Source organism: Acinetobacter sp. ABJ_C5_2, assembly GCF_044538485.1.
Classification (GTDB): domain Bacteria; phylum Pseudomonadota; class Gammaproteobacteria; order Pseudomonadales; family Moraxellaceae; genus Acinetobacter; species Acinetobacter nosocomialis_A.
Window position 1 is genome coordinate 234,022 of record NZ_JBIUCS010000003.1, and the last position, 22,867, is coordinate 256,888.

Consider the following 22,867-nt stretch of genomic DNA (forward strand, 5'->3'; position numbering starts at 1 on the left):
AAAAAACCAAGACTTATGTCTTGGTTTTTTTTATTACATCAAATTTTTATATTTCGATTTGACTACCTAACTCCACCACACGATTGGTTGGAATTTGGTAGAAGTCGCTCACCGGACTGGTGTTACGCTGCATCGAAATAAACAGCTTTTCTCTCCACGGCGACATACCATCACCCACCGAGTGAACAATACGGTCACGAGAAATAAAGAAGCTGATATGCATTAAGTCATATTCAAGACCTAACTGCTCATAAGCTTGCATAAGCGCTTTTGGCACATTCATTTCATCTTTAAAGCCGTAGAAAATTTTAATACGGTAGAAATGTTCAGCTAAAGCTTCTGTCGTAATACGCTCTTCTGGTGGAACGAATGGCACATCTTCAATCACCACAGTCACCAAGATATTACGCTGATGCAGCACTTTGTTGTGCTTAATGTTATGCAGCATGGCATGTGGCACAACGTTTGGTGTACCTGTCATAAACACGGCATCACCCGGCACCCAGTGCACGCTATTACCAATACTTTTCACAAACAAATCTAAAGCTAAAGTGTCATGTTCAAGTTTGGCAAAAGTAAGCTCACGACCACGTTTCCATGTCATTAAGATGGTAACCGCAATACCACCAATGAGTAACGGCACCCAACCACCTGATAACACTTTAAGTGAAGTTGCTGCGACTAAAACCGATTCTAGAATGAAGAATGGAATAATCAGTAACACCACTTTTGGCCAGCTCCATTTCCACGCTGAGTAGATAAAGATGGAAACCAAAATCGTGTCACAGAGCATGGTTAAAGTTACTGCTAAACCATAAGCACTTGCCAAGTTTGAGCTGGTTTTGAAAATCAGAATTAAGATAATAATTGCGATTAAAAGTAACCAGTTTAAGAACGGTACATAGATCTGACCTTCTTCAGACTCAGAGGTATGTTTAATACTTAAACGTGGTAAATAACCCAATTGAATCGCTTGACGAGCAAGAGAGAATACCCCAGAAATTACGGCTTGAGAGGCAATCACTGTTGCCATAGTCGCCATAATAATCATTGGGTAAAGTGCCCACTGAGGAACCAGTAAATAGAACGGGTTTTCAATTGCCGCAGGGTCGCGTAGTAACAATGCGCCCTGTCCTGCATAGTTTAAAACTAGGCATGGCAACACCACAAAGAACCACGCAAGACGAATCGGAACTGGTCCAAAATGTCCCATGTCGGCATAAAGTGCTTCACCACCTGTCACGGTTAACACCACAGCACCCATCACAAAAAACGTCATGACTGGATGATGGTAGATAAACTGAATTGCCCAATGCGGGCTAAACATGCCGAGTACAATTGGTGTTTGAATAACGCTATGAAGGCCTAATGCGCCTAACGAGATAAACCACACAAGCGTAATAGGACCAAAGAACTTACCTACAAAGGCCGTACCATGTTTTTGCACTAAAAATAGCGTGATGATAATGGCAATTGCAATTGGCATAATGAACGGGTCAAAAACGTTGGTTGCAATGGACAACCCTTCGACCGCAGACAATACCGAAATTGCAGGGGTAATAATACCGTCACCAAAGAACAGTGATGCCCCAATAAAACCAATGGCAATCATGTAGATTTTTTTGTTGTCGGCAATTTTTGCTTTACGCAAATTCAATGCGAGTAAGGCCATAATACCGCCTTCGCCATTGTTGTCTGCACGCATGACAATTGCGACATACTTGATGCTGATGATCAGCATTAAGCACCAAAAAATAATGGATAAAATTCCTAATACGTTTTCAGGCTGAATTCCCAAACCATGGGCAGCATGGAAGGACTCTTTCAAGGCATAGAGCGGACTCGTTCCGATGTCTCCAAAGACCACCCCAAGAGCTGCCAAAGCCGTGGCAGGCAAGGTCGCTTTTTTGGCCGTATTTTGCATTGTGTAATTAAACCAATAGATTTTTAGCGCAATCTTATCACCTCTATTATTTTTTTTCTGTAATGCTCGTCTTAAATCTTGGCAGAACCTGATTTTTTAGTTACTATCGCACGCCTTGGTGAGGTGTCCGAGTGGCTGAAGGAGCACGCCTGGAAAGTGTGTATACGTTTGCGCGTATCGAGGGTTCGAATCCCTCTCTCACCGCCAGAATTCAAATTTAAAAAAGCTTAAACTTAATCGGTTTAAGCTTTTTTATTGGCTCAAACATTAAAAAATAGCCCAAAAAATATTGATAATTTTTACATCCATGACAACGCCTAAATTTTATTAAGCATTTAAATTCAATGAAGAATCTTATTTCTTTAGCTAAAAAAAGCCTGCTCGAACATAGCAACTTAAACCTGCCTTTTGCGGTCTATTCAGCTTACCAAGAGCAAAAAATCACAAACGTTCCGATTTCTAAACCCTTACTCATTATTGTATTAAGTGGATACAAAGAACTTGGAAAAACTGAAAATATTAAGTGTGATGCTGGTTCTTTTATTTTTTTAGCCAACAGCTCCAGCATTGATATGCGTAATATTCCAGATCAGGAAGAATATTTCGCTCTTCTTATCGAATTTGATTTTGAAGATTTTAATGACTTGCCTCAAAACGCGAGAGCTTCTCGAAACTATGTTCAAGGCCAGCTTAATTCTCTTTTAGAAAGTGCCCTGTATCAGTTTATAGCCTTCTCTTTAGTTGCCCCTCCTTCTGCGTTTAAATTTAGAAAAAGGGAGCTTTTAGAGCTTATTTATTATTCGGGCTATACCGATATTGCTAAACTCAATATGAATACAAGCTTGAGTGAAAAAGTTCAGGCTTTCATTTCTGATCATTTGTCTACAGAACTCACCGCTGAATTTATCGCGGCTCAACTTTTTATGAGTTCATCGACGCTACGAAGAAAACTAAAAAGCGAAGGAAACAGCATTCAAGACATTCGAAATAGAGTAAGGCTGGGACACGGATTACACTTACTTCAAACCACCAATGACAGCATTGGAAATATTGCTTTTGAATGTGGCTATCAATCTCAATCCCGATTTACTGAACAATTTAAAAACTTGTTTGGGATTACCCCACGTGAGCTACGCAAAACCAAAATGCTCACTTAGGGCGAATATATGGCAAATCTGCGTATAAAAAACTTTTAGAAGAAAACTTAAGATCTTTTGCACACTTTAAAAGGTCGTTAAGAAAGTAAATGAAAAAAGTAGCAGTAATTTTATCGGGTTGTGGTTATTTAGATGGTTCTGAAATTAGAGAGTCTGTTTTAACCCTGTTAGCCTTAGATACAGCAAATATTGAATATCAAATTTTTGCACCCGATGAGCCTTTGTTCCATGTTATTGACCATGTAAGCGGCGAAATAAACATGACTGAACAGAGAAATGTTTTACAAGAAGCGGCAAGAATTGCCCGAGGTGAAATTTCACTACTTCATAAACTCGATGCAAATGAATTTGATGGTCTTATTTTGCCGGGTGGCTTTGGTGTCGCAAAAAACTTATCAACTTTTGCGTTTAAAGGCGCAGAGGCACGTGTACATGGTACGGTAGCTTCAATTTTAAAAGCGTTTCATCAGAACAAAAAACCGATTGGGGCAATCTGTATATCCCCTGCGCTTTTAGCGCTTATGTTTGGAGAGTTACACCCAACTATTACGTTAGGGTCTGACTTTAACATTGCTAAGGAAATTGAAAAAACAGGCTCGATTCATCACGTCTGTCAAACCTCAGAATGTGTGGTCGATCAACAAAATTTATTTGTTACTACCCCTGCCTATATGGATGACCAAGCCCATTTAAAGGATATCTATACAGGAATTACAAGCTTGATTGATGCCATGACAGCTTTAGCAAATTAAGATGTTTGATGAGGGATAGAAATAGCTATCCCTTTATTTGATTGCGTTCTTTAAATCTAATCAACGATAAGTAACTTCGCACCATTCAAGCTAAAAGACTGATGGGGTTCCGAGTTATCACCTACTTGATAACTCATGCCTGAGGTTAAAGTAAATGTTCGCCCGTCTTTCAATCTGCTTTCTAGCTCACCTGCTAGGCAAAATAATATGTGTCCTTTTTCACACCAATGGTCTGCTAAATAGTTTGCTGAGTACTCGACAAGTCTTACTCTAATTTTATTTGTTTCTTCACCAAAAAATTGGGTTTTCCAATAAGCTTTTCCTGTTTCACCGCTATACTCAGTAACTTCTATTTCTTCCCAGTTTGTAATTTGAAATGGAAAAGGCGCGATATTCATAGTTTTTCCAAAGATGCATTATTGTATTTTCAACTTATAGACAAAATTGGGTTTTGCAAAGGATTTAAAAATAATTATTTATTAGGCCCCACTACCTAACTCAGTGACTAACCAATTAGATTTTGGATCCTTTTTTACAACAGTTACAAACACAATATAGGTTCCCGCAGGGTTACCAGCAAGATCCGCATGTACTGTTTTTATCTTTATGGTAAGTGAAATCATTTTATAAAATTGTTGATAGTAGTCAGGTCTATTTTTTGCTGAGTCGTAACGAACTTTTAGCACTTCTAAAATTTTTGAGTCTTTATAGACCTTAGCTATTTCAGCACTTCGAATATTTAAGTTCTCACCGGACCAAACATGTTTATATGCTGTGGCTAAATCTCCATTAGAAAGTGAATTAAAAAAGGAAATAGCCACTCGACTCGCTTGTTCTTTTTCAGAATTAACCTTTTTCTCGTATGCCTTAAAGGCTGCAAATAAACATAATCCTGCAAGAAGTAGTCCGATAGTTATAAAGATTCTAGACTTTAGCATTTGGCTTCCTTTTAATCTTAAAAATATTAAATTTATAAATAAAATTAATCACTTAATATATTTATTTTCTCTATGTAATATAGAGAATTTGTTACTTCATTTTTTCAAAATTCATCAATTACTCTTGATTTATATCTCTAAAATTTTTAATAGACTAACTTAAATAAAGATATTGTTGAAATTTCATCTAACATTACCTAATATAAAAAACAAACGTTTGTTTGTTTTTTATATTAGGTAATGTTATGGGTAAAAGCGCCGATAGAATTATTTCAGAATCAACCTCTATCTTTAAAAATAAAGGATTTAATGCAACAACTGTTGGAGATATTGCTACTGCAACTGGACTTCTAAAGGGAAGTTTATACACTCACTTTGCAAGCAAAGAGGAGATATTATTAGAAGTTATCGCTACAGTTGAATTAAATTTTTTTGAATATATTCAAATAAAAAATTCTAAAAAAATTTATGAAATTTTAATAAGAACAGCAGATTTTTTTATTAAGGAAGAGGCTTGTTTAATGGCCAATCTTTTATCAGAAAATCTTCCTGCCTCTGCACAGACTAAAGTTCTTGCCTTTTTTGAAAGTTGGAAAGAATTTTTAATCAATTCAATGGATGAAACTATCAATAACCATTCAAAGAATATTTTTGCTGAAGATGTAATTTCTTTATTTGAAGGAAGTGTAATTATGATGAAAGTTGTAAAAAATCCAAATCCCGTGAACAGATGCTTAAATCAGTTAATTAAAAAATATGATTCTCTAGTACTGTCCACAGATCTAAATAAACCACTTATAAAAAAACAAGATTATGATTACAGAGAAGTCTCAGACAATGGTAATGATGACACACTCGTTTGTGATATTTATGATTCAGATAACTTTGTAGAATCATCAAATAATGAGAAAAAACCATTATGAAATTTATAAATGATGGTTTACCCGATTTAATAAAAAAGATTAATTTCCTGTCAAAAAAAACAGTTCTAAGTATTGAGGACAGAAACCTAATATTAAAAAAAATTGCTGAGGCAATTCAGATAGAAAGACAGACAATTATTGATCTTAGTAAAGATGATTATGAACAAGCCAAAGCACAAGGCATAAACGAGTCCTTATTAGACCGCTTAGAGTTAAATGAGAATAAGATACAAAGCTGTATTCATGGCTTAGAAAAATTAATAAATCTTGATGATCCAGTTGGACAAATTGAGTTTGCTAAAGAATTAGATGATGATCTTCTTCTCATTAAAAAAACTTACCCAATTGGAGTCATAGGGGTCATTCTGGAAGCCAGACCTGATGCTTTTTTGCAGATTATTGGCATCGGCATTAAAACCAATAATTTTATGATTATAAAACCTGGTGTAGAAGCACAGAGTACATGTAACTATCTAATGTCAATTGTTCACCAAATTCTTTCAAAAAGACAGATTCCTCTAGAAATGCTCACCCTTTTGCATGCAAGATCTCAAATAGATATTTTATTGAAAGAGGATGAATATATTGATTTGATTATTCCTAGAGGCTCGAAAACATTAGTTGAATATATTCAAAAAAATACAAACATCCCTGTTATGGGCCATGCAGATGGAGTTTGTCATATTTATGTTGATGAGATTGGTGATATTGAGCAATCATTAAAAATGATCATAGACTCTAAAGTTCAATATCCAGCAGCATGCAATGCTGTAGAGACTGTTCTAATTAACCGATCTATTGCTGCTGAGTTTCTTCCTCTTTTAGCTTTAAGACTAGATCAGCTTCAGGTAAATATTTATGCATCTCAACAGATTTCCAGAATTTTAAACAGGGATTTTCCTTCACCTGAGTCGTGGTCAATTGAATATGGCGACCATAGTATCAATTTGAAGATTGTAAACAATCTGGATGAGGCTATTACTCATATCAATCAATATGGTTCACACCACACCGATTCAATCATTACAAAGAATGCTCAAAATGCTGAAATTTTTATGCAGCAAGTAGATTCCGCAAATGTGTATCACAACTGTTCAACCCGCTTTGCCGATGGTTATCGTTATGGCTTTGGAGCAGAAGTAGGAATAAGCACTAATAAAATTTTGCCACGGGGACCAGTCGCAATAGAAGGCTTAATGACCTATAAATATCATTTGGTAGGGCAGCTACATACTGTAGATGACTATGTCAATGAAACTAGGAAGTTTAAGCATTCAATATAAAGTACACCCAATAAATTGCTTCATTCTCGTATGAAGGAAATTATTTAAAGGCCTAAATCATATCGATTTAGGCCTTTCTATCTTTAAAGCTATTCAGACAACGCTAATAACTTCTGAACATACTCAATCGCATTATTTGCTACGTCTTGTTGAGTCGGAACATCATCATCTTCAGAAGGATTTGTGTCTATACCATAAAATGCATGAAGCGGTTGATAGTCTGCCCCAACATATAAAGCTGTTAGCTTAAATGGAGTAAAAATTTGCTCTAAAGAAAGCTTATATTCACCATACTCTGAATAAACTTTTTCTTTCACACCAGCAGACACAGCTAACATAAATTTCTTATTTTTAAGCTTGTCACCTGTTGAACCATAAGCCCAACCATATGTTAAAACTTCATCAAGCCATTGTTTCAATAGCGGCGGACAGTTAAACCAATACACTGGAAATTGAAATACTAGATTTTCGTGCTCTTCGACCAGTGCTTGTTCTTTGGCAACATCAATCACCCCATCTGGGTAGGCTTGATAAATTTGGTGAACCGTAAATTGGTCTGGGTGTTTTTCTAATTCTTCTACCCATCTTTTATTTACAACAGACTGGTCTATGTGAGGATGGGTAACAATGACTAATGTCTTTTTCATTATGAAAACACTCTTATCAGGAAGTTGATAAATCGATTATAGAAGTGTGCTTTCCTAAATATAAGTACGGTAATTTGTGTTATATACTATACTAAAAGATAGTGTAGATTTTAAAAATGGATGAATGCGTACCATCAAATACTTCATTAGAAGATACGGGTTTTGGCTACACCCTTTCTTTGATTAATGGCAAATATAAAATGATTATTATGTATTGGCTGTATGAAAAAAATGTCATGCGTTTTAATGAGATGCAACGCTGCATTGGCAATATTTCATTTAGAACACTCAGCAATACACTTAAAGAATTGGAAAGAGATGGACTGATTACCCGCAAGGAATATCCTCAAATTCCGCCAAAGGTTGAGTATCGACTTTCAGAAAAAGGGCAATCTTTAATTCCTTTATTAGATATGATGTGCCAATGGGGCGAGCAAAATAAGCCGTCTTAGTTTTATAGACTTGAAGTGATACTAAATATGAGAAATGAATTAAGAGAAATTTTTATTAAGGGATGCGACGATAAAATTGAAAAGAAGGGAGACAATGTCGGTCTATCTTTTTATGCTTTTTTTAAAAATAAGAATGATAACCCTGAGCTACTCATGGAAGCAGCGCATTGGTGGATTATGGAGCATAAATTAGATCACTTTGAGAAAGCTGTGAAGATTAAAGAATTGGTTTTGAGTGAACAATAATTAGAGTTATTCGAAAAGGCTTAAATTTAAATAGTTTAAGCCTTTTTATTATTTTAAAAGCATTTACTTAACATATGGCCAAACATCAGGATCTGTATATTCTTCATCGATATGATAGCCCTCAGTCTTAGCTTTTCTCTCTTCCTTTTCCCGATATTTTTGATTTTCAATTACTCTCTTTTTAAATGCTTGCTCGAATTCATCAGGTGTCATTTTATCAGAGTCAGGAATTGAGTCTCTTTCATTGTAACGAACACTCTGAAAGCTAAATCTAAGCATATATTGCTCTTCATTCCGCTCATTTTTAGCTGTTCTTTTTAAACTTATATCTAAAATAACTCCATTAGCATATAGACGATATCCTAATGATTTTGTAGGAATATTATTTATTATATTTTTCCATTCTTCAAAACTAAAAATATAGCTTGGATCAATAACATCACGACTTTTCGATAGATGCTTAATATTATCTTCTTTAGCGATACGCGGAGCATCTGTGAAGAAATAGTTTTTCCAACCAGCCTGATTAATACGTTTCATTAAAGCCACATAGTTTTGATAAGCTTGTTCTGGAGTATTAAATTCTTCTTTTGTTAAGCCAGCATCTATATCTAAAACTTGAATACCTTCATTCTTATCATATTGAGTACCTAATACAGAAAAAACATGCTCAATTAGCAAACTGTTAGGACCATTATCTATAGTTAATTTTCCTAAGTTAGGAGGAGAAAACTGAAGTTCTCTAAAGCTAACGCCAGCTGGGTGATTATCGACATTGCCATCATTATAATTTGAAAAATTTTGAATACCTTTTTCACCCATATACAAAGTGTAGGCCTGCTGATTCATAATCAAATTCTCATTATGTTCTAATGTTGGCTGACAAGCCGATAGTAATAATCCAAAAATAACAATTAAGAAATGTTGTCTAAATTTTTCCATCATTACAATCTTCTCTACTTTGCCATTTCCCTACTCTGCGATATTTTTTAGTTCTTTTCTAAGGATTCTTTACATTAAATGAAAATATTTTAAATACCTTAGCTAAACCCTGAATTAATTTTAATCCTGGACAATAAGGTTATATATCTTGTCAATTTCAGCACCACCCCCTCCAAAAAAATCGGCCCTGATATGAATGGTATATTCTCCTTTGTGCTTGGGAATACCTTTGATTTGTATAACATTGTAGCCATCTAAATCATTAGGCTTGACTATTACGCCTAGATCTTCAGGAATATCAGTTTCTAATTTAGCGTACTGGTCGACAACCTTGCCACCAGAAATCTTAATAATTTTTTGATATTCTTTATTAATATATGCAACTGGTAATTCCTCTGGAGTAATCGTATATTTTTTCCCACAACCTGTAAGTATAAGAATAATTGAAAAAATAAATATTAACTTGTGTTTCATTACAAACTTTCCTTTTAAGGAGAAAGCAAAATACTTTTACTTCTGTTCCAAAGATAGAATATAACTTTTAGAAAACAATAAGCTTTGATTAGTTATCAAACATGATAGATAAACCAGAACAGTATATTATGTTAGTTTATAAAAATTGAAAGAATAAACATGTTTATAAATGCTTTATCTAGTTTTCTTGAAAAATTAGCCTCAAAAGAAGAATTGGATGAATGGTATTTATCTACTTTCATTGATGAAAAAGTTTATTCACTATCAGCCGCAGAAGCTTTTGAATTTTCTTCCCATGTTATAAAGCTTCTTAAAAATGACGCTCAACCAGACTATACATATGAATTACTAACTATTTTATTAGCTCTACAACGTCAGTCTGACACAACTCAGGTGTCTGAAATTCTAAAAATAGTCCTAATTTTTTTGATGAAATTATTAAAAAGAATCCTGAAAAATATATTCTAAATTTAGCTCATGAGTTGGCTCAAAATTATCGAATCATGAGCTCCCCACCTTAAAATAAACAATCATCCTCTTACACCAAATAAAATTATCTCGATTTAAGCCATCCACCAATTTCTTTTAATACATCTACTAATTTTTCTAGTTTTCGGCCTTCCTCAGTTAAAGAATATTCAACCTTAACAGGAACTTGTGCATAGACTTCTCTTAAAATAAAGCCTTCTTCTTCTAAGAAACGTAGCTCAAAAGTCAGCATTCTTTGAGAAATATTAGGAATTGCTCTGCGTAACTCATTAAAACGCATGGTTCTTTCTAATAAAAAAGAAATAATGAGCATGCGCCAACGACCACCTAAAACAGTCATGGCTTCTTCGACTGTACAGCCTGAAATGTTATCTTTCATAGATGATTACTAAGTATAATAAATATACCTACATAACAAAAAAATGCCTAATTTACAACCTATACCTAATTATAAATAATGCTTCTATCTAACTAATCACGGATATTTACTGTGGAATATAAAGAAATTTCAAAGAAAACTATCGGGCATTTATATTCAGCTCATTCTTCTATTAGATCTTCAGATTTAGACCCAAAACTGACTGCTTTAGCCGAGTTGTATGTATCTCAAATCAATGGTTGTGCGTATTGTTGTGCTTTTCATTCCAAGGAGTTAAGAGACTTTGGCATAGCTCAAGAGGTTATCGACCAAATACCGGGGTATAAACATTCAAAAGCTTTCTCTGAAAAACAAAAAGTCGTACTGGAATTTGCATCTGCAATTACCTCTTTAAATGACCCGAAACAAATTGAGGTGACTCGAGAAAGTTTGGCTCAGCATTTTAGTGAAAAAGAGATTGTAGATTTAACGGCGAGTATTTCTTTAATGGGGGCATTAAACAGACTTCGAATTACTTTAGGCGATTAAGCCCCATGAAATATATGCTTGAGCATTCAAATTTTTAAGTTTAAAAAAGGCCTAAAGGTAGGCCTCCCCCCATCAAACCCTTTTTAAAAAATACTCAAGCAAAGCATCTCTTTCCCTTTCTTCATCTGAACTTAACAGGCCCAGAATTGCACCATCCATCATAAATACAAATATCTCCGCTTCTGAATAGGAAACCGTTTTTTTGGTTTCCATAAGCAAGCAGAAAATTTCATTTTTAAGCCACCGCCTATATCTGAGAGCAGTTTGGTACGCATTTGGATAAAGCTTTTTAATTTCAAAAATCGCCTTAAACAACAAGTAATAAGTGCTTTTTAAGTCAGCATGTAAAAGATAAATTTGCCTGAGTTGATCAGACAAATCTGCATTTTGGTAAAGCTCACTCACCACACTCACTTTTTCTTGTAACTGCTCTTTTTGCGTGACCAAACACCGTTCAATAAATCTTTCTTTAGAGTGAAAGTAGTTGTAAAAGGTGCCTTTATTTATTTGAGATTCGGCAATAATTTGGTCTACCCCGACCTTATTAAAGCCATATTGTTTAAATAAATCTGTTGCTGTATCAATCACGTGTAATGCTCTACGTGAAGCTTCTAAATTTTTCATATATACCGCTTAAAATAATTTTTTGTTGTAAATAAAAGAGATAGAAATGCCGTCGCTCTTAAATTGAGCGCTAAAAACAGGCATGCAAAAGCCGCACAAAATGGTGTGCTCGCCTATCTCAGGTTTTATTGTTGCTATGATTTTTTAGTCGTAATGACCTATGGCTTAAAACCTAGAGTCGGTTAAACCGTTTTAAAGACCAGTTGGGTATAGAGTCAAAGATTTTGGCGAAGGTTGCCAACCAGAGAGATGAAATAGTACGCATGTGCGAACTCCTGTATGTATTAGAAGCTCTACCACAATTACTGCTAAATAATGGTGGCAGGACGAAAAGAGGTTAGCAGACTGGACATACAGAACCAGCACACCCGAAGGTGTCCCCCTTCCGCCCTACCGCAACGTGAGGGGGACGGTGGTTTTTTTACACATAGATCTCCCCCTCAGAAGGAGCAAATCTGATGCGCTGTATGTGTACTCGGCCTGCTACAACCGGCTGGCAATGTGGGCCAGCAGGCAAAGGATAATCCGCGTTTTTTTGGGTGTCAATGTAAGGTTGAATAGAAATTGGTTAAATAATTATTGTTGTTTATTCAATTAGATATTTAAGCTAAAAAGACCTTCAACTTAAATTTAACGATGTCATGATAATAAAAATATAGGATAGTGAATTATGATTGAGTTCATGATTTGAATAGGTAATTAATAATGATAATAAAGGGACCTCCCACCAGTTCAGAAGAATACCAACTTATCTTTCAATGGCTTGATGAACGGTCCAATTATTCTATTGGGGCGATGGCCTTTCTTACTCAAACACAACCTACGAATGCCGAGTGGCAACTCTTGCGGTTGTATGATTCGCAAAACGCCAAGCAACTGCTAGGAGTCGCTGTCATCATTGCTGGCAGTACCTGTTTTTGGGTTCCATCAGAGGCATCATCTGGATCATTACTGTGTACATCAATTTTACAGCTTCAACCGCGTCGGATCGTAACGACCGCAATTGGGCGGGACTTATTACATGCCGAGATAAAACAAAAAGGACGCATTTTAAGAGAATATGATCAATGGATCATGATTTGCTCACGCCAATTTTCTGAAGCTCAAGACCGCTTGGCTGAAATTTCGGATATTGCCCGCCTTAATGAATATCAACATCAATACAATAAAGAGCGATCCGTAAATGAAACACCTGACTGGGCATCTCTAATTCAGCAAGAAAAAATTATTGTGCTTGAAGCAGAACAACAGATCGTTTCGGTTGTGCGTTTAGGCATAGAAACTGCTCGACTCGTTTCTATTGGTGGCACATATACCTTCCCTGGTTATCGTCGAAAAGGTTTTGCCGAACGCATCTTAAAATTTGCAGTTAACCAGATTGTTGCAACGGGACGAATTGCCCACTTAATTGTCGACGTTGATAACACCCCAGCGGTTACCCTTTACCGCCAAATGGGTTTTGAATGCGTAGAGTCGTCTTACATTGCTTACCCAGAGTATTTATAAAAAATTATTCATTTTCAAACCGCCTAAATGAACAGATTGATCCCGCTATAAATAAAAGCTACAGTAAATAAAGTTTGAATTTTATAACTTTAAATAAATTGATAACGCATGCAGGCAAAGACATGGAAACCATACATGATTTTTATCGCCGCTTTTCTTTAACCAGAGATAGCGATTACTCGGTTCCATCGACTTCGTTTGGACATTTTAACGTGTTCCAACGCGATGCCTGCTCGTTCCTCACACCTTATAGCCGCCGCGATTATTATAAAATTTCACTGGTTTTAGGCACAGGTGAACTTCACTATGCTAACCGCTGGATACGAGTCGACCGCCCTGCTTTACTGTTTTCAAACCCAATGGTTCCCTACGCATGGGAAATTAATTCGCCCGAACAGGCAGGCTGGTTTTGTCTATTTACCGAAGAGTTTGTAAACCAAGAATCGCGACAAAGCTTTTTAAAAGACTCACCGCTATTTAAAGTCGACGGCGACCCGCTATATTTTTTAAACAAACAACAGGTTGAAGAAATTTCATTTATTTTCAAAAAGATGATGAGTGAAATAAATTCAGACTACATTCATAAATACAATGTTTTAAGAAATTATTTGCACCTGATTGTGCATGAAGCCATGAAAATGCAACCGACCCAACAGTTTGAAAAACATAGTAATGCTTCGGTGCGCATTTGCCATTTGTTCTTTGAATTATTAGAGCGCCAGTTCCCAATCGACTCGCCACATTTTCAGCTTAAACTCAAAACTGCAAATGATTTTGCCTATGGCTTGTCGGTACATGTGAACCATTTAAACCGCGCTGTAAAAGAAGCCACAGGTAAAACTACGTCTGAACATATTAGCTCGCGCATTACGCAAGAAGCCAAAGCCCTGCTACAACACACCAGTTGGAATATTTCCGAAATTGCCTATAGTTTAGGCTTTGAATATTCAGCATATTTCACCAATTTCTTTAAGAAAAATACCGGATTTTCGCCTAAAAAATTCCGCGAAGACTGTGTAGCTTAAAAACAGATTGTTTGAATTTTATAATTATTGGTTTGAATGTTATACGTCAGTTTGAGCCAAAGCATTTTATAGTTTTTCTACTCAAGTGATTTTGCAAAAAGAGTGTGAAAAATGAAATATAGAACTTTAGGACAAACAGGCGAAAAAGTATCAGCACTTGGTTTAGGTTGCATGGGAATGAGCTTTGCCTATGGTGCCTCAGACGACACACAAAGCATTGCAACTCTAGAAAAGGCCTTAGACCTCGGCATTAACTTTTGGGACACCGCCGACATGTACGGCAACGGCGCAAACGAAGTTTTGCTTTCAAAAGTTTTAGAAAAACATCGCGACAAAGTGTTCTTGGCGACCAAATTTGGCTTTCGTTATAAAGAAGACAACCTTAACCCACAAAACTCGTTAGAGTCTTATATCGACGGCTCACCTGAGTGGATTAAAGTCGCGGTCGAAAACAGTTTAAGACGCTTAAATACAGATGTGATTGATTTGTATTATGCGCACCGCATAGACCCAAATGTTCCGGTTGAAGATACCATTGGTGCAATGGCGGACTTGGTCAAACAAGGTAAAGTGCGTTATTTAGGGCTCAGTGAAGCGTCGGCTGAAACTATTCGTAAAGCCCATGCAATACACCCGATTGCAGCGGTTCAACATGAATATTCGCTACTTACCCGTGAGTTTGAGCAAACCCATTTGCAAACCATTCGTGAGTTAGGTATTAGCCTTGTGCCGTATTCTCCGTTATCACGTGGTTTAATTACCAATACGCTTGATGTGAATAACCTAGATGAAAATGATTTCCGTCGCCAGTTACCACGTTATCAGGGCGATAACTGGAAAAATAACCAAAGCTTGGCGCAAGCATTTAGCGAGTTTGCTCAAAGTAAAAATGCAACAGCGGCTCAACTGGCTTTGGCTTGGATTTTGGCACAAGGTGACGACATTATTCCAATTCCGGGTACGCGTAAAATCGAGCGACTTATAGAAAATGTGGGTGCTGTAGACCTTCATTTAACAACGGCAGATTTAGCAGAAATTGAAGCGATTATTGCAAGATATCCAAACTTGGGCGCACGCTATAACGCTCAGCAACTTGCTGCGGTCAACCACTAAAATATAGGCCATAAAAAAGTCCGACTCAGTGTCGGACTTTTTTATTTAGTCTTTGCTATATGTGCCTTGCTGGCGTCCACCTTCCCAGATTACATCTAAGGATTTATCTGAAATCGTTAGGCTTTCAGGGAAAATGCTTAAATCCTTTTTAAATTTAGCCTCTGGTTTTAAGCCAATACAGTCTCCATTTTTCCACCATGTGCCTTCGGCATATTGGTCTAAAGCACCCACAGCAAGCATCCATTGAAACTTGCCATCTGGCTGAAGTAAAAGCTCTGAACCGACTTCCATCACACCATGTAAATAATAGTGCCCACTCCACGCCTGATCGGCCTTTTGGAATTTTACTTCCTTACAGGTGCTAGTCGGCTCTGCATAAATGTGAGCAGAAAAAATAACCGTAGAAACAAGCAGTAAAGATGCAAATATATTTTTCATTATTGTATTCCTATAATTTTTAAGATTATTTTCCAGACTCAACTTTTAAATACGTTCCATCGGCATAAACGTTATGTCCAAAGCCACAACCCGACTCACCTTCGCTTTGTTTGACCTGAATATAATTGCCTAACTTCTCATTGGTTTTAAAATCGAGCTGAATACGGCAGTCTTCATTTTTATAAACCGTTTGCTTTTTATTAGACGGCATTTTGGTGTCAAACTCACCCATATTTGGACCGTAAATTAAGCTTCTAAGTCCCATGTAAACGCCCGAATAGCCAATGGCATATTGGCCCTGTTTACGACTTACCGTGATGTGATCCCACTCACCAAAACCTGAGTAACGGACGTACTCACCCGACAAATCATTTGATGCTTTAGGTTGAGGCAACTGCTTAAGGTTAAATTGACTAGATTTTGATTTTTCATCGAGCATAAACCATGCTCTTGCCCAAAGTGGCTGACCCAATTTGGCATAGGCTAAGCCCACGTTATTGTTGGCAACTTCAATATCACGGTCGGTAAATTTAACTGTGGTTTCGTCTGCATTGGCCTTACAAAAAGCAGTCCAAGAGGCTTGGTTTTGGAAATTTTCGAGCGCTTTTTTATATTGTTTTTGATCGTAGAATTTCTTACCTAAGCTCGCGTATTGCTTCACTTTATTACAGCCTTGTTGTAATTCTTGTTCATAAGAAAACTCTGCATGGGCCACCGCCAAAGCTGAAAGTGTAAGAACCGCGCAACCTGAAATAATCGATTTAATCATTTTAAAATTCTTTAATAATTAACTAATTATATAATATGAGCTGGCGCTATAAATCACAATTCTCTGAAACAAAAGTCTATTAGAAGAGTTTAGGTTTTTATAAAAATAGTTAAATCCATACAAAATAAATTTTTGAAAATATTGAACCTTAACCGGTTATTTTAATTGAATATTCAACCAAAAAATAATGTAGACTGCATGCGTAAAAATTAGGAAAAATTATAAGAGTGAATAATTTAATTATTGGAACCCTATTTGCACTGTGTGCAGCGGCTTTAAATGCATCTATTGGTGTAATTAGTAAATTACTCATGCACAGTGGTTTAAACCCGCAAGACATTGCCTTTTTAAAAACCATTATCGCCTTTTTCTTTTTAAGTGTGTTTTTATTTAAAGTGCCTGTTAGCCAAAAGATTGCTTTTATTAGCAGCACGCCAAGTAAACTCAGCGTTTTTGCTCAAATTGCCATATGTGCTTTTTTAGGAATTTTCTCGCTATTCTTTTTTGAGACTATTGCCTATAACCACGGCGCTGCGGCCAATGTGGTAGTGGTACTCATGGCTTCGGCTGCCATCTCTGCCCTATTTTTTGGTCGATTCATTTTAAAAGAAAGTATCTACATTCATTCGCTTATTGGAACATTATTGGCGGTTGCTGGGATTAGCATTATTTCGTGGAAAGGTGAAAATAGCCTTTTAATGCTGATTAATGCCTCTATTGCCGGTACGGGTTATGGCTTATTTTCGGTTTTAGTGAAAAAGTTCAAATTAAATGGCGGGCTGTTTCTGACTAAATACTTACTGCTGTTTGGTAGTGTTTATCTTGCAGTTCCGTTTTTAGTAAACTTGCACAGCATTAATTTTAATAGTGACATCATTTTAGGTTTGATTGGTTTAGCTGTTCTACCGACCATACTCGGCTTTTTCTGTACCACCAAAGCGTTGTCTTATATGAGTGCCGCAAAGGTACAAGTGACCGAGCTTTCAGAACCTATTTTTGCAGCGCTTATGGCTTGGGTTTTTATTCATGAACAGCCAACTTTATCGTTTTTATATGGTGCGATTTTTATTATTTCAGGCATCTTTTTAATGAATAAAGCACCTAAAGCCTAGTGCAAATTTAATTTTGATAATGGAACAAAATCTAAGCTCTCTTTAAAACCCAATTTATCTATTTTGAAAAATATAATTGAGAAACTTTAGAGAGCTTTATTTAATTTAGACACAGTTCTACTTTAAGTTGGGCAAAGAATTTTAGACACAGAAAGTAGTAATATTTCGATTTGCTGTAAGTCTAAACCTGCCCTAGCACGAATTCCAATACTATGCGCGGCAGAAGTCATTAAGAAAGCTAATGCATCAATATCAGTATTATGAGGCAATTCTAGATTTTGTTTAGCTAGACTCAATCGTTGATAAAGCTGTTCATTCATTTCTGTTAAAACTTCTTTTAATACAGCTTGGATTTCATTATCAGCCAATGCATCAGCCATGGCTGTTGATATAACTGCACATCCACTCAAATCGATATCTTCATGATATCCATCTACTTCGAGAGCTGTTCGCAAATATCTCAAAATAACATCGGCAAACGACCTATCCGTATCTTTATGTTCCAATGCTTTGCCAAATTCTGTCTGGGCATATTTTTGGAAATAATGCATCGCTTTAATATAGATTGTGCGTTTATCTCCTAAGCCAGCATAAAGACTTGGTCGATTTAAACCTGTGGCCAAAGCCAAAGTATCAAGAGAAGTTCCTGAAAATCCACCTTTCCAAAATGCATGTAATGCCCGCTCTAATACTTGCTCAGGGTCATAAGAGCGCGGTCTGCCTCGAGATTTAATTTCCATTTGCGATCTCCATAAAAAATTTATTGACTATTTTATACAAAACAGTACAAAATTCAAATATTTTGCGAACCAGTACAAAAATATTCCTCTGAAAACTTTAATTGTTTAAAAATCCCTTTAAGGATCTACGAAATGCCTCCGATTGAGTTTAAAAATCAATTAAAATCATTAGAAATAAATATCTACATGATTTTTATAATTTTATTTCTTGTAAGTATTCTCCCCCTAGTTGGTTGTAGTAATAAAACCGAAGAGTCAGAAAAGGTTATTGCTGTTCAACTCGCCACAGCCCATCCTGCCAGTGAGCTCTCTAATTTATCTTTTTCAGGAAATATTGTACCTAGAGTTGAAAGCCAACTTTCTTTTCGGGTAGCAGGTCGTATCATTAAACGTCTAGTAGATACAGGAGCTTCTATTACAAAAAATCAAGCCTTGGCCCAGTTAGACGATACTCCGTTTAGACTTAGTATTCAGGAAGCATCTGCTGAATTGCATCAAGCACAAAGCACTCTCACAAGACTACAAAGAGATCTTCAACGTAATCGTAGTCTGGTTAACATAGGCGCTATTTCGCGATCCGATTTTGATAGTCTTGAAAACTTATATCAAAACACTCAAGCGCAAGTAAATGCAGCACAAAGTCGCCTTGATCGGGCACAAAACGATTTAAGTTATACGACTTTACGTTCCCCAGCAGTAGGAACAATTGCAGAAGTTCAAGCAGAAAGTGGACAGGTTGTTTCAGCTGGCACCCCTATATTTAAATTAGCTCAAAATGGTGAAAATGAAGTACAAATAGATGTTCCTGAAAGCCAGATTAATGAAATCAAAATAGACCAACCGGTCAGCATCAAATTACTTAGCTTATCTGACCATACTTTTACGGGTCATGTTCGTGAAATAGCGACTGTTGCAGATCCAAATAGTCGTACTTATCGTGTTCGAATCTCTATATCAAATTTACCGGCTGCAGCTAAATTAGGTATGACAGCAACGGTCCATTTTTTAAATAAGAATATAGATCAACAGATTATTTTACCTATTGGTGCTCTCTTTCAAAAAGGACAGCAAACAGCCGTTTGGATATTACCCCACGGTGCAAAAAATCTTCAGCTTCGTCCAGTTAAACTTAGCAAAATCAATACTGAAACTATTACGGTTGCCAATGGTATTCAGGTGGGTGAACAAATTGTTACGGCTGGTGTACATCGTCTCGATAGCAAGATGACTGTAAAAGCATGGGATGGGAGGTTACCGTGAAAGGATTTAACTTATCCAGTTGGGGACTCCAGCATCGAACATTAATTATTTTCGCGATGCTACTTTCTCTTCTTTTAGGTACTGTAGCTTATTTTAAATTAGGGCGCGCTGAAGATCCAAATTTAACGATAAAGGTCATGACAATAGATGTAAATTGGCCAGGCGCTACTACACGAGATTTAGAACAACAGGTTGTTGAAAAAATTCAGCGTACACTTCAAGAAGTACCTAATTATGATTATGTACAAAGTTATGTACGCCCAGGACAAGCAACCATCTTTTTAGTTCTGAAAGACTGGACACGTAAAAGTCAAATTGAAGAAAGTTGGTATCAAGCACGTAAACGAGTAAATGACATACGGCAAAATTTGCCTAAAGATATCCAAGGACCATTTTTTAATGATGACTTTGGAGATACCTTTGGGTCTATTTACGCATTTCATGCTGATGGATTTGATGATGTCCAAATGAAGCAGGTTCTTCTTTCTACAAGAGACCATTTACTTCAGGTTCCCGATGTTTCCAAAGTCATTCTATTAGGTGTTCAAGAACCTCGCTTTTATATTGAATTCAATTATGCCAAGTTAGCTCAATTGGGTATTTCTTCCTTAGACTTAGTTAATGAATTACAAAAACAAAATGCAGTCGAACCAGCAGGAACTTTTGAAGGTCCTCATGCCCGTATATATGCTCGTGTTGATGGAGATGTAAAAAGCGTACAAGACTTAAAAAATATCGTGGTTCAAGTCGGAACACACAATATTCATTTAGGGGATGTTGCTCATATTGATAAAGGGTTTATCGATCCCCCACAAATGTCTATGAGACGAAATGGTGAACGAGTCACTGGTCTTGCTGTTTCAATGACAGAAAAAGGCGATATTCTTTCTTTGGGCAAACATCTAGATCAACGTATTAAAGAGGTACAAGAAAACTTACCTGCGGGTATTTTTATTGAAAAAGTAGTGGATCAACCTAGTCTCGTTGAGCATTCAGTTAATGAATTTCTCGGACACTTTATTCTAGCTTTAGGCATTGTTCTTGCCGTCAGTTTATTTGCTTTAGGCGTGCGGACAGGGATTGTTGTTGCTTTATCTGTTCCTCTAGTTTTGGGTATTACCTTTTTCTTTATGTGGCGCCTAGATATCAACTTACAAAGAATCTCCTTAGGTGCACTTATTATTGCCTTAGGCTTGTTAGTCGATGACGCGATTATTGCTGTTGAAATGATGCAAGTCAAAATGGAAGAAGGTCTGAACCGTTTTAAAGCTGCGAGTTTTGCATGGAGTAATACAGCTTTTCCCATGCTAACAGGTACTTTAATTACAGCGGCGGGCTTTGTTCCAGTTGGCTTTGCCTTATCTTCAACAAGTGAGTTTACCGGATCAATTTTTTGGGTGGTTGGGATTTCTTTAATTGTATCTTGGTTTGTAGCAGTACTGTTTACTCCTTTTTTAGGCACAATTTTACTTCCCAAAGTACAGCCACATCATTCTCATTCCTCGAAAAACTCATACAGAGATAAGCTTTCTCAATGGTTTAGTCGCAAAATTGCATGGTGCGTCAAAAAGAGGAAATGGGTTTTACTGACCACTGTTCTCAGCTTTGTTCTCGCTTTAGTTGCATTTCAATTCGTTCCTAAACAATTCTTTCCAGATTCACCGCGTGCAGAAATTCTAATTGATGTACAGCTCGAAGAAGGTGCTAGTTACACGGCAACGCTAAACGCAACGAAACAGGTTGAAAAATTACTTTCCAGTGATCAACGGGTCCGAGATTACACAGCTTATGTAGGAAGTGGTTCTCCTCGTTTTTATCTATCTCTTGATCCAGAAACACCTAAAAATAATTATGCACAGTTAATTGTTTATCCAAAAGATATTGAACAAGCGAGTCAATTAACTTCTGATTTACATAATCGTCTCATTCAGCAATTCCCTCATATTCGAACACGGGTTTATCGTTTAGAGCTAGGTCCCACTGTTGGTTACCCTGTACAGTTTAGGGTACGTGGTAAAGATCCTGAAAAAGTTCGTGAAATTGCTGCTGAGGTTCGCGACATTATGCGTCAGCATCCAAATGTACGTGATGTCAATTTTCAATGGAACGAACGTAGTAAAGCCATCAGATTTATCATTAATCAGGAACGTGCCCGTAGTTTAGGAGTAAGCTCGCAAGATATTTCACGTACCTTACAAATGTTATTAAGTGGTTATACAGTTACCCAGATACGAGAAGGCACAGAGTTAATTGATGTTGTAGCAAGAGCCAAAGCAGATAATCGGCTTGATACAGCTCAAATGGGCCAAATTACGATTCGTGCATCAAATGGAAAAAATATTCCTCTAGATCAAGTCGCTGAACTCAGACCTGTATTAGAAGAAGGAGGAATCTGGATACGTAACCGTTTACCAACTCTCAGCGTCCGTGCTGACGTGTCTGGTGCTCAAGCACCAGATGTCTCAAAGCAAATAGAACCGATGCTAAATGATCTTCGTAAAATGTTACCCATTGGCTACAGTATTGAAACTGGAGGAACTATTGAAGAAAGTGCTAAAGCAGATGCAGCTATTCAATCTGTTATGCCGGTGATGTTATTACTTTGGGCAATATTCTTGATGTTACAACTGCAAAGCTTCAGTCGCATGTTTATGGTGGTATTAACAGCTCCACTTGGCATGATCGGAGTAAGCCTAGCCTTATTGATTACTCGTGCACCATTCGGTTTTGTGGCCACATTAGGAGTAATTGCTCTAGCTGGTATGATTATGCGTAATTCGGTTATTTTAGTTGATCAGATAGATAGAAATATTTCTACCGGTCAAACTCCAGAACAAGCGATTATTCAAGCCACTGTAGGTCGTACTCGTCCTGTTCTATTGACAGCTTTAGCCGCAATTTTAGCAATGATTCCTCTTACACTTTCCACATTATGGGGCCCAATGGCAATTGCAATTATGGGTGGTTTAGCAGTAGCAACGGTACTTACTTTATTCTTTGTCCCAGCACTGTATGCTGCGTGGTTTCGAGTGAAAAGCTAGGTTTATTTAGCTCGATAGAACTAAAAATTTATAGCTTAAAAGCACAAATAGATTTTTCTATTTGTGCTTTTTAATGGTTTGTAAAATTAGGGTTTAAGTATTTCT

At 36.7% G+C, this 22,867-nt stretch carries 24 protein-coding genes, 1 tRNA gene and 1 pseudogene; 15 read left to right on the forward strand and 11 right to left on the reverse strand.

Features of this window, described 5'->3' with window-relative positions; translation table 11 throughout:
• Positions 1 to 46: 46 nt before the first annotated feature.
• Positions 47 to 1,924 (reverse strand): potassium transporter Kup, encoded by a 1,878-nt coding sequence (locus tag ACH8JV_RS06235; protein WP_396520206.1) that lies wholly within the window; start codon positions 1,922 to 1,924, stop codon positions 47 to 49.
• A gap of 117 nt (positions 1,925 to 2,041) precedes the next feature.
• On the opposite strand from ACH8JV_RS06235, the gene ACH8JV_RS06240 reads away from it, so the two are divergent.
• From ACH8JV_RS06240 to elbB, 3 genes are all read left to right on the forward strand, one after another.
• Positions 2,042 to 2,131 (forward strand) — tRNA-Ser (locus ACH8JV_RS06240).
• A gap of 137 nt (positions 2,132 to 2,268) precedes the next feature.
• The gene (locus tag ACH8JV_RS06245; protein ID WP_396520208.1) at positions 2,269 to 3,081 is read left to right on the forward strand and encodes a helix-turn-helix transcriptional regulator; all 813 of its coding nucleotides are present in this window, start codon (positions 2,269 to 2,271) and stop codon (positions 3,079 to 3,081) included.
• Between the two features lie 89 nt (positions 3,082 to 3,170).
• Positions 3,171 to 3,833: an isoprenoid biosynthesis glyoxalase ElbB gene (elbB, locus tag ACH8JV_RS06250; protein WP_396520210.1), complete on the forward strand. Its 663-nt coding sequence runs from the start codon at positions 3,171 to 3,173 to the stop codon at positions 3,831 to 3,833.
• Between the two features lie 56 nt (positions 3,834 to 3,889).
• On the opposite strand, the gene ACH8JV_RS06255 is transcribed toward elbB, so the two are convergent.
• On the reverse strand, positions 3,890 to 4,231 hold the full coding sequence (locus ACH8JV_RS06255) for a DHCW motif cupin fold protein (protein ID WP_396520212.1): 342 nt from the start codon (positions 4,229 to 4,231) through the stop codon (positions 3,890 to 3,892).
• An 81-nt stretch (positions 4,232 to 4,312) separates the two neighbouring features.
• Positions 4,313 to 4,771: a hypothetical protein gene (locus ACH8JV_RS06260; protein WP_396520214.1), complete on the reverse strand. Its 459-nt coding sequence runs from the start codon at positions 4,769 to 4,771 to the stop codon at positions 4,313 to 4,315.
• A gap of 245 nt (positions 4,772 to 5,016) precedes the next feature.
• On the opposite strand from ACH8JV_RS06260, the gene ACH8JV_RS06265 reads away from it, so the two are divergent.
• Entirely contained in the window at positions 5,017 to 5,694 is a 678-nt protein-coding gene (locus ACH8JV_RS06265) for a TetR/AcrR family transcriptional regulator (RefSeq protein WP_396520216.1), read from the forward strand.
• Positions 5,691 to 6,977, forward strand: coding sequence for a glutamate-5-semialdehyde dehydrogenase (locus tag ACH8JV_RS06270; RefSeq protein ID WP_396520218.1), 1,287 nt, complete (start codon positions 5,691 to 5,693; stop codon positions 6,975 to 6,977). Before ACH8JV_RS06265 ends, ACH8JV_RS06270 begins: the two co-directional genes overlap by 4 nt.
• An 89-nt stretch (positions 6,978 to 7,066) precedes the next feature.
• Here ACH8JV_RS06270 and ACH8JV_RS06275 read toward each other — a convergent pair whose 3' ends face one another.
• A complete protein-coding gene (locus ACH8JV_RS06275) occupies positions 7,067 to 7,624 on the reverse strand; it encodes an NAD(P)H-dependent oxidoreductase (protein ID WP_396520220.1) in 558 nt (185 codons plus the stop codon).
• A gap of 116 nt (positions 7,625 to 7,740) precedes the next feature.
• Between ACH8JV_RS06275 and ACH8JV_RS06280 the strand changes: the two genes are divergently transcribed.
• Both ACH8JV_RS06280 and ACH8JV_RS06285 read left to right on the forward strand, forming a co-directional pair.
• Positions 7,741 to 8,076 carry a helix-turn-helix domain-containing protein gene (locus tag ACH8JV_RS06280; RefSeq protein WP_104919217.1) on the forward strand — a complete coding sequence of 112 codons (336 nt, stop codon included), beginning with the start codon at positions 7,741 to 7,743 and terminating at the stop codon, positions 8,074 to 8,076.
• A 27-nt stretch (positions 8,077 to 8,103) separates the two neighbouring features.
• The gene (locus ACH8JV_RS06285) at positions 8,104 to 8,322 is read left to right on the forward strand and encodes a DUF6500 family protein (protein ID WP_057106933.1); all 219 of its coding nucleotides are present in this window, start codon (positions 8,104 to 8,106) and stop codon (positions 8,320 to 8,322) included.
• Positions 8,323 to 8,385: 63 nt separating this feature from the next.
• Here the strand turns inward: ACH8JV_RS06285 and ACH8JV_RS06290 are convergent, their stop codons facing one another.
• Together ACH8JV_RS06290 and ACH8JV_RS06295 are read right to left on the reverse strand one after the other, a co-directional pair.
• Entirely contained in the window at positions 8,386 to 9,267 is an 882-nt protein-coding gene (locus tag ACH8JV_RS06290) for a hypothetical protein (protein ID WP_396520223.1), read from the reverse strand.
• 117 nt (positions 9,268 to 9,384) lie between these two features.
• Entirely contained in the window at positions 9,385 to 9,738 is a 354-nt protein-coding gene (locus ACH8JV_RS06295) for a hypothetical protein (protein ID WP_162282643.1), read from the reverse strand.
• 159 nt (positions 9,739 to 9,897) lie between these two features.
• Here ACH8JV_RS06295 and ACH8JV_RS06300 point away from each other — a divergent pair.
• Positions 9,898 to 10,259 (forward strand): annotated as a pseudogene (locus ACH8JV_RS06300) (hypothetical protein).
• A 32-nt stretch (positions 10,260 to 10,291) separates the two neighbouring features.
• On the opposite strand, the gene ACH8JV_RS06305 reads toward ACH8JV_RS06300, so the two are convergent.
• Positions 10,292 to 10,606: a winged helix-turn-helix transcriptional regulator gene (locus ACH8JV_RS06305; RefSeq protein WP_396520225.1), complete on the reverse strand. Its 315-nt coding sequence runs from the start codon at positions 10,604 to 10,606 to the stop codon at positions 10,292 to 10,294.
• Between the two features lie 111 nt (positions 10,607 to 10,717).
• On the opposite strand from ACH8JV_RS06305, the gene ACH8JV_RS06310 reads away from it, so the two are divergent.
• On the forward strand, positions 10,718 to 11,134 hold the full coding sequence (locus ACH8JV_RS06310; protein WP_272354573.1) for a carboxymuconolactone decarboxylase family protein: 417 nt from the start codon (positions 10,718 to 10,720) through the stop codon (positions 11,132 to 11,134).
• A gap of 72 nt (positions 11,135 to 11,206) precedes the next feature.
• Here ACH8JV_RS06310 and ACH8JV_RS06315 read toward each other — a convergent pair whose 3' ends face one another.
• Positions 11,207 to 11,758 carry a TetR/AcrR family transcriptional regulator gene (locus ACH8JV_RS06315; protein ID WP_396520227.1) on the reverse strand — a complete coding sequence of 184 codons (552 nt, stop codon included), beginning with the start codon at positions 11,756 to 11,758 and terminating at the stop codon, positions 11,207 to 11,209.
• A 705-nt stretch (positions 11,759 to 12,463) separates the two neighbouring features.
• On the opposite strand from ACH8JV_RS06315, the gene ACH8JV_RS06320 reads away from it, so the two are divergent.
• The 3 genes from ACH8JV_RS06320 (at position 12,464) to ACH8JV_RS06330 (ending at position 15,402) form a co-directional block, all read left to right on the forward strand.
• A complete protein-coding gene (locus ACH8JV_RS06320) occupies positions 12,464 to 13,264 on the forward strand; it encodes a GNAT family N-acetyltransferase (protein ID WP_396520229.1) in 801 nt (266 codons plus the stop codon).
• Between the two features lie 122 nt (positions 13,265 to 13,386).
• Entirely contained in the window at positions 13,387 to 14,289 is a 903-nt protein-coding gene (locus ACH8JV_RS06325; RefSeq protein WP_057065525.1) for an AraC family transcriptional regulator, read from the forward strand.
• Positions 14,290 to 14,400: 111 nt separating this feature from the next.
• Positions 14,401 to 15,402: an aldo/keto reductase gene (locus ACH8JV_RS06330; RefSeq protein ID WP_396520231.1), complete on the forward strand. Its 1,002-nt coding sequence runs from the start codon at positions 14,401 to 14,403 to the stop codon at positions 15,400 to 15,402.
• A gap of 45 nt (positions 15,403 to 15,447) precedes the next feature.
• On the opposite strand, the gene ACH8JV_RS06335 is transcribed toward ACH8JV_RS06330, so the two are convergent.
• Complete coding sequence (locus tag ACH8JV_RS06335) at positions 15,448 to 15,840, reverse strand: hypothetical protein (RefSeq protein ID WP_396520233.1); 393 nt, start codon at positions 15,838 to 15,840, stop codon at positions 15,448 to 15,450.
• 25 nt (positions 15,841 to 15,865) lie between these two features.
• On the reverse strand, positions 15,866 to 16,609 hold the full coding sequence (locus ACH8JV_RS06340; RefSeq protein WP_396520235.1) for a hypothetical protein: 744 nt from the start codon (positions 16,607 to 16,609) through the stop codon (positions 15,866 to 15,868).
• Between the two features lie 227 nt (positions 16,610 to 16,836).
• On the opposite strand from ACH8JV_RS06340, the gene ACH8JV_RS06345 reads away from it, so the two are divergent.
• Complete coding sequence (locus tag ACH8JV_RS06345) at positions 16,837 to 17,721, forward strand: DMT family transporter (RefSeq protein WP_396520237.1); 885 nt, start codon at positions 16,837 to 16,839, stop codon at positions 17,719 to 17,721.
• Between the two features lie 122 nt (positions 17,722 to 17,843).
• Here the strand turns inward: ACH8JV_RS06345 and ACH8JV_RS06350 are convergent, their stop codons facing one another.
• On the reverse strand, positions 17,844 to 18,461 hold the full coding sequence (locus tag ACH8JV_RS06350) for a TetR/AcrR family transcriptional regulator (protein ID WP_151988721.1): 618 nt from the start codon (positions 18,459 to 18,461) through the stop codon (positions 17,844 to 17,846).
• 132 nt (positions 18,462 to 18,593) lie between these two features.
• Here ACH8JV_RS06350 and ACH8JV_RS06355 point away from each other — a divergent pair, with 132 nt between their 5' ends.
• Positions 18,594 to 19,721: an efflux RND transporter periplasmic adaptor subunit gene (locus ACH8JV_RS06355; RefSeq protein ID WP_396520239.1), complete on the forward strand. Its 1,128-nt coding sequence runs from the start codon at positions 18,594 to 18,596 to the stop codon at positions 19,719 to 19,721.
• Complete coding sequence (locus tag ACH8JV_RS06360; protein ID WP_396520241.1) at positions 19,718 to 22,762, forward strand: efflux RND transporter permease subunit; 3,045 nt, start codon at positions 19,718 to 19,720, stop codon at positions 22,760 to 22,762. The genes ACH8JV_RS06355 and ACH8JV_RS06360 overlap by 4 nt, the downstream gene beginning before the upstream one ends.
• The last annotated feature ends 105 nt before the right edge of the window (positions 22,763 to 22,867 follow it).

What these genes read in the sequence shown, in the direction of transcription:
- ACH8JV_RS06290 (WP_396520223.1), bottom strand. Translation starts at nt 9,267, where the DNA reads ATGATGGAAAAATTTAGACAACATTTCTTAATTGTTATTTTTGGATTA.
- ACH8JV_RS06265 (WP_396520216.1), top strand. Translation starts at nt 5,017, where the DNA reads ATGGGTAAAAGCGCCGATAGAATTATTTCAGAATCAACCTCTATCTTT.
- ACH8JV_RS06335 (WP_396520233.1), bottom strand. Translation starts at nt 15,840, where the DNA reads ATGAAAAATATATTTGCATCTTTACTGCTTGTTTCTACGGTTATTTTT.
- ACH8JV_RS06245 (WP_396520208.1), top strand. Translation starts at nt 2,269, where the DNA reads ATGAAGAATCTTATTTCTTTAGCTAAAAAAAGCCTGCTCGAACATAGC.
- ACH8JV_RS06305 (WP_396520225.1), bottom strand. Translation starts at nt 10,606, where the DNA reads ATGAAAGATAACATTTCAGGCTGTACAGTCGAAGAAGCCATGACTGTT.
- ACH8JV_RS06355 (WP_396520239.1), top strand. Translation starts at nt 18,594, where the DNA reads ATGCCTCCGATTGAGTTTAAAAATCAATTAAAATCATTAGAAATAAAT.
- ACH8JV_RS06235 (WP_396520206.1), bottom strand. Translation starts at nt 1,924, where the DNA reads ATGCAAAATACGGCCAAAAAAGCGACCTTGCCTGCCACGGCTTTGGCA.
- ACH8JV_RS06350 (WP_151988721.1), bottom strand. Translation starts at nt 18,461, where the DNA reads ATGGAAATTAAATCTCGAGGCAGACCGCGCTCTTATGACCCTGAGCAA.
- elbB (WP_396520210.1), top strand. Translation starts at nt 3,171, where the DNA reads ATGAAAAAAGTAGCAGTAATTTTATCGGGTTGTGGTTATTTAGATGGT.
- ACH8JV_RS06285 (WP_057106933.1), top strand. Translation starts at nt 8,104, where the DNA reads ATGAGAAATGAATTAAGAGAAATTTTTATTAAGGGATGCGACGATAAA.
- ACH8JV_RS06280 (WP_104919217.1), top strand. Translation starts at nt 7,741, where the DNA reads ATGGATGAATGCGTACCATCAAATACTTCATTAGAAGATACGGGTTTT.
- ACH8JV_RS06295 (WP_162282643.1), bottom strand. Translation starts at nt 9,738, where the DNA reads ATGAAACACAAGTTAATATTTATTTTTTCAATTATTCTTATACTTACA.
- ACH8JV_RS06320 (WP_396520229.1), top strand. Translation starts at nt 12,464, where the DNA reads ATGATAATAAAGGGACCTCCCACCAGTTCAGAAGAATACCAACTTATC.
- ACH8JV_RS06315 (WP_396520227.1), bottom strand. Translation starts at nt 11,758, where the DNA reads ATGAAAAATTTAGAAGCTTCACGTAGAGCATTACACGTGATTGATACA.
- ACH8JV_RS06255 (WP_396520212.1), bottom strand. Translation starts at nt 4,231, where the DNA reads ATGAATATCGCGCCTTTTCCATTTCAAATTACAAACTGGGAAGAAATA.
- ACH8JV_RS06270 (WP_396520218.1), top strand. Translation starts at nt 5,691, where the DNA reads ATGAAATTTATAAATGATGGTTTACCCGATTTAATAAAAAAGATTAAT.
- ACH8JV_RS06260 (WP_396520214.1), bottom strand. Translation starts at nt 4,771, where the DNA reads ATGCTAAAGTCTAGAATCTTTATAACTATCGGACTACTTCTTGCAGGA.
- ACH8JV_RS06330 (WP_396520231.1), top strand. Translation starts at nt 14,401, where the DNA reads ATGAAATATAGAACTTTAGGACAAACAGGCGAAAAAGTATCAGCACTT.
- ACH8JV_RS06340 (WP_396520235.1), bottom strand. Translation starts at nt 16,609, where the DNA reads ATGATTAAATCGATTATTTCAGGTTGCGCGGTTCTTACACTTTCAGCT.
- ACH8JV_RS06325 (WP_057065525.1), top strand. Translation starts at nt 13,387, where the DNA reads ATGGAAACCATACATGATTTTTATCGCCGCTTTTCTTTAACCAGAGAT.
- ACH8JV_RS06275 (WP_396520220.1), bottom strand. Translation starts at nt 7,624, where the DNA reads ATGAAAAAGACATTAGTCATTGTTACCCATCCTCACATAGACCAGTCT.